Raw genomic sequence first — 3,307 nt, forward strand, 5'->3', positions numbered from 1 at the left:
AGCTTGAGTCCAGCTAATCTTCTCGGCAACTTGTTTGATTAATTCTGTTTTGCTTGTCATGATTCAATCCTCTAGTACCTCAATCAAAATTAACAAATTTACTTCCAATTTTACGATTGCAGTTTGGATGTAGCAATTTAAAATTTTCTGGTTTATTAGCAGTTTTTCCACCTTCTTTCAATGAAAGTACATGATGGACTTCAGCATCAGCAAATCTGAGTGTCTCACCACAGTAAGCACACTTGCCGCTTTGATACTCAAATTGCTTGTTTTTCCAATCCTTTCCCTCCGAAGATTTAAGCCATTTATTAAATTCATTCCTCGGATCTATCATTTTTTTTGCTTTTGCCAGAAGCCTTTCAGTTWCATGAAGCATTTTTTCTTCTTTTTGAAGAAGCACGAACATTTCGCTCTACAGTTGGTTGAGCTTGTCTGATGAACTTTCAGTCATGCTGATTACCTCGTGTTGCTTAAAAGGCTTAACAAAGGCACCCCTAATAGTTGTTAAGCAAATGAAACGACTAKATCTCAAGAAAAACCTAAATTTGGATCCAGGCGAGAGGGGATGAGATTGAGGTGCATGACCACAAATCCTTGAAAACTATATATGTATGCCCCAAATTACCGAATTCTATCATGGATCACTGGCATTGTCAACGGCCAGTTGCGGTGGCCAGCAATTCTCATTTTGACCAGCATCTTGGACAAGATGCCAAATCTTGAACGAAGGAATGGGGCTTTCAAGAAGCACTCTTGAGACTGTTCTCAATAAGCTTGAGCAAAATTTCCATAATGAGAATTGCTTTTGCGGTGGTGAGTAATTGGGGATTAAATCTGACACTACAGACTACACTGCCTTCTTAAGGACGGACCAATCATCCTCCATCGGTGTTTGAATTGAGTGAAAATTTCCCACACTAGGCGGTCTTTGAGTAAGTTCGGTAAAGTGGTGTTGGGGTCTAATTTAGGGCAATCGCTGTTCATGCATAGCCACACACCGGGTAGGGGATACCATCCCGATTTTACCCCATCCCCGCAACTGAGAAACCGGGTTGCTTTATTAAATCTTTGTGAAGAAACAGAGACTTGGCTAGAAACTCGCTTTCTTTGACCCCACCAGCCGTTTTAGGAATTTGACCTGCACCATTGAGCTACAGTCTGTTAAAACACATCCCATCTAACCCCATTGTAACTTGATACGATTCGGCATCCTTAAATCAACTCCGATAGACATCCCGACGATGCCTCACGCGCACAATCCGAACCACCCTTTCGGAATCATCAATTCCCTAAACCACACGATAATCTCCGCTGCGAATTCGATAGAGATTCTCGTCCTCCTTCAACTTTACCACTCCGGGCGGACGGGGGTCGAAACTCAGGCTATCGATCGCCTCCCCAAGGCGTAACTAGAGATTGATATCGAGCGATTCCTTAGCCGCCGACTTCTTAAACCGGACAGCATACCCTTCATTTGCCATTTGCTTCTGCCTGAATGTCTTGTTTTAACTCCTCCCAAGACACCTCTTCCTCATCCTCACGAGTATGAGCCACCAACACATCATAGAAATCTTCCCATAACTCACCCCACTGAGCCAAATCAATTAATACAGCCTGTTTTTCTCCAGCTTCATTCACAACAAATTGAATCCCTTTCATCACTTTTTTTCCTAAGTCATTGAGTTCAAGGTACAGCCGAGTTAATTTGGAGATGCGATCGCCGGGTAATCTTCCCTTACCCCCTCCAGAATCCTATTACTATCCACGAGGAAATCCGTCATTCCTCACCGACTTCATCTGGACAGTCGAGGAGTTCTTGAATCAGGGAGAGATACGCCTGCACTCTGGGTTCATCCATCGCCACACACCGGGTAGGGGATACCATCCCAATTTTACCCCATCCCCACCACTGAGAAACCCGGTTATTGAAGACCTCTGATTTTCCGTAAATCCTCCAAAAACTCCTCCCGCGTCACCGACTCTAAAACATCACGCCGTTCCTGGGTATAATCTCCGTGACCCCAACCCATTTGTTGCAAAAAGCGAATCGCATCAGACTGTCCCAAATGATTGACTAAAATCTGATAGCCTTTTTCTCTTAACTCTACTGCATTCATCATCCATAACTCCTGATTATTACTCTTGGAAAACCTGAATCAACCAAACCACCGGATTGCTAATAGCAACCTTTAATTGAGATGCGTACCTGCGAGCCGTTTTGAGCAGGCGATCATCAGTAGAAAGAAAAATATCTGCCCCAGCCGCTTCAGCACAAGCCAGATGAAAAGAATCGAACAGCCCAAACCCAAACCCTTCTAATTGTTGTGAACGTTCCTCCACCGTCGGATTAATTTCTTGCATCTGGCTTGCTAACGCCAAAAGACTAAGGATGCTCGTTTTTTTCTCCAGATTTCGCATTTTTTCCRGTTCCACTGCGATCGCTTCACTCGAAATGAGTTGCCATTCTCCCGTGCGAACTCGTTCCAGAATCGTTAAAACTGAGTCTCCCTCTAGCCGAACCCGTTCCTGCGTCCAGTCATCAAAGGGGCGATTGAGACAACACACATCTAAATATACCGCAACCATCCAACCCCCTACACATTAGCTACCAACAACTCACACGCCTGCACAAATCCCTCATCCAGCAACTCCAGATAACCGTAATTCCCTAAACCACACCATAATCACCCCTGCGAATTCGATAGAGATTATCGTCCCCCTTCAACGTTACCACTCCGGGCGGACAGGGGTCGAAACTCAGGCGATCGCCTCCCCAAGGCGTAACTGGAGATTGATATCGAGCGATTCTTTTTTGTAAACGCTACCTCAAGTTTTTCCCTGCTCAAAAGCTCGAACCTTCTCATATAAACTATCCACTGTTTCATCCGCAAATATCTCATCTTTACTCAACAAATAATCCCCTTCCCCCAGTTGACAAGCCACAACAAATCTCGCAAATTTGACAGGAGCCATGTGAGCGGATAGGATTTTTAGCCCCTCTTTGATAACTTGTTGTTCCGTCGGTAAATCAACCTTCATAATCAACCTCCGTGATAAAATAGGTAGGATTCATAACGGGTAAATCTAGGGCTTGGCAGCGATTCATCCGTTCTTGAATCAGGGAGAGATAAGCCTGCGATCGCTGTTCATCCATAGCCGCGCACCGGGTAGGGGATACCATCGGGATTTTACCCCATCCCCGCCACTGAGAAACCGGGTTTCTTTGTTAAATATTTGTGAATAAACAACAGATGCTAGTAGAAATCCGGTTTCTTCTCCCAGACTTTTTCCCTTTACCCTCTCAAAG

General features: G+C 44.6%; 6 protein-coding genes. All 6 read right to left on the reverse strand.

The genetic code is table 11. From position 1 onward, the window contains the following. Positions 1-79: 79 nt before the first annotated feature. The gene (locus B9T16_RS27165) at positions 80-400 is read right to left on the reverse strand and encodes an HNH endonuclease (RefSeq protein ID WP_410246232.1); all 321 of its coding nucleotides are present in this window, start codon (positions 398-400) and stop codon (positions 80-82) included. A gap of 1,070 nt (positions 401-1,470) precedes the next feature. After that, complete coding sequence (locus B9T16_RS27170) at positions 1,471-1,659, reverse strand: hypothetical protein (protein ID WP_410246233.1); 189 nt, start codon at positions 1,657-1,659, stop codon at positions 1,471-1,473. Positions 1,660-1,922: 263 nt separating this feature from the next. Beyond that, positions 1,923-2,120, reverse strand: a complete 198-nt coding sequence (locus B9T16_RS27175) for a hypothetical protein (RefSeq protein ID WP_410246234.1) — start codon at positions 2,118-2,120, stop codon at positions 1,923-1,925. A 16-nt stretch (positions 2,121-2,136) separates the two neighbouring features. Further along, a complete protein-coding gene (locus B9T16_RS27180) occupies positions 2,137-2,586 on the reverse strand; it encodes a hypothetical protein (RefSeq protein ID WP_410246235.1) in 450 nt (149 codons plus the stop codon). A gap of 240 nt (positions 2,587-2,826) precedes the next feature. Beyond that, a complete protein-coding gene (locus tag B9T16_RS27185) occupies positions 2,827-3,039 on the reverse strand; it encodes a hypothetical protein (RefSeq protein WP_006616206.1) in 213 nt (70 codons plus the stop codon). Next, positions 3,029-3,181 (reverse strand): hypothetical protein, encoded by a 153-nt coding sequence (locus tag B9T16_RS27190; RefSeq protein ID WP_410246236.1) that lies wholly within the window; start codon positions 3,179-3,181, stop codon positions 3,029-3,031. Before B9T16_RS27190 ends, B9T16_RS27185 begins: the two co-directional genes overlap by 11 nt. Between the last annotated feature and the right edge of the window lie 126 nt (positions 3,182-3,307).

The organism is Arthrospira sp. PCC 8006, from assembly GCF_046480465.1.
Lineage (GTDB): Bacteria > Cyanobacteriota > Cyanobacteriia > Cyanobacteriales > Microcoleaceae > Limnospira > Limnospira platensis.